The sequence below is a fragment of the Hansschlegelia beijingensis genome, assembly GCF_045505405.1.
Classification (GTDB): domain Bacteria; phylum Pseudomonadota; class Alphaproteobacteria; order Rhizobiales; family Methylopilaceae; genus Methylopila; species Methylopila beijingensis_A.
Window position 1 is genome coordinate 1 of record NZ_JBJKEX010000621.1, and the last position, 930, is coordinate 930.

The window sequence follows — 930 nt, forward strand, 5'->3', positions numbered from 1 at the left end:
GGTCGCGCAGGCGACGTCGTTGTCCTTCTCCTCGAGCTCCTCCTTGCCGTAGACGCACATCACGCGGTCCATCGGCAGGCCGGCGGAGGGCTTGAGCACGTCGTCTCGGCCGCGCAGGCCGAGTCCGCCAAGGCGGCGCGCGACGAGGTGAAGACGCGGCTCGACTCAGCGATCGCCACCGTGGAGTCGGTGCTGGCCGAGGCGGGGAGCTGACGCCATGCCGCAGGTGACGGTGCAGATCGGCGGCCGCGACTACAAGATGGCCTGCGGCGAGGGCGAGGAGCAGCACCTGCTGTCGCTCGCCCGCAGCGTCGACGAGCGTCACGCGCAGCTCAAGCGGCAGTTCGGCGAGGTCGGCGACATTCGCCTGTCGATCATGACGGCGATCATGATGGCCGACGAGCTCAACGAGGCGAGCCGGACGCGCGCCGAGCTCGAGGCCGAGATCGTCGCCCTCAAGGCCGCCGACCAGAACGCCGTGGAGGCCTTCGACGCCCGCCACGCGGACGTGGCCGAGCAGGTCAGCAACGCCGCGGCGCGGCTCGAACGGCTCGCCGAGGAGCTCGCAGAGGGCGTTCGCCGCGAGTGAGGCGCCAAGCCACTGGCGCGCGGCCGCGCGGTCGCCTATCTTCCGTCCCGCGGTGCTGCGGGGCGCGTCAGGAAACTAGAATCCCCGGGCCCTTACGATTCCGAACGGGAGCTGTCACTGGCCTTGACCGTGGTCTTGGCCACAACGGCGCCCACCTACTCTGTAGGTGTCCCGGGATCAAAACTCCAACGGCCATCGTGGCTCCGCGCTCAGTTTCTTGATGATCCAGCAGGCCCTTCAGACCACCGCCGCCGACGAGCAGAAGGCGGCGCTGCGCGCCAGCGCCCTCAAGGCGCGCTCGGAGCTCCCGGAGGAGGGCCGGCTGGCGGCCGGCCTCGCGG

1 protein-coding gene and 1 other RNA gene are annotated in these 930 nt (G+C 70.6%); both read left to right on the plus strand.

The window, feature by feature from the left end; all coding sequences use genetic code 11:
* Positions 1 to 217 precede the first annotated feature (217 nt).
* Entirely contained in the window at positions 218 to 589 is a 372-nt protein-coding gene (gene zapA, locus ACIKT0_RS19180; RefSeq protein WP_183393363.1) for a cell division protein ZapA, read from the plus strand.
* 49 nt (positions 590 to 638) lie between these two features.
* Positions 639 to 797: non-coding RNA, 6S RNA (gene ssrS, locus ACIKT0_RS19185), on the plus strand.
* The last annotated feature ends 133 nt before the right edge of the window (positions 798 to 930 follow it).

Bases quoted from the DNA above. Each gene is read 5' to 3' on its own strand.
- zapA (WP_183393363.1), top strand. From the start codon at position 218: ATGCCGCAGGTGACGGTGCAGATCGGCGGCCGCGACTACAAGATGGCC.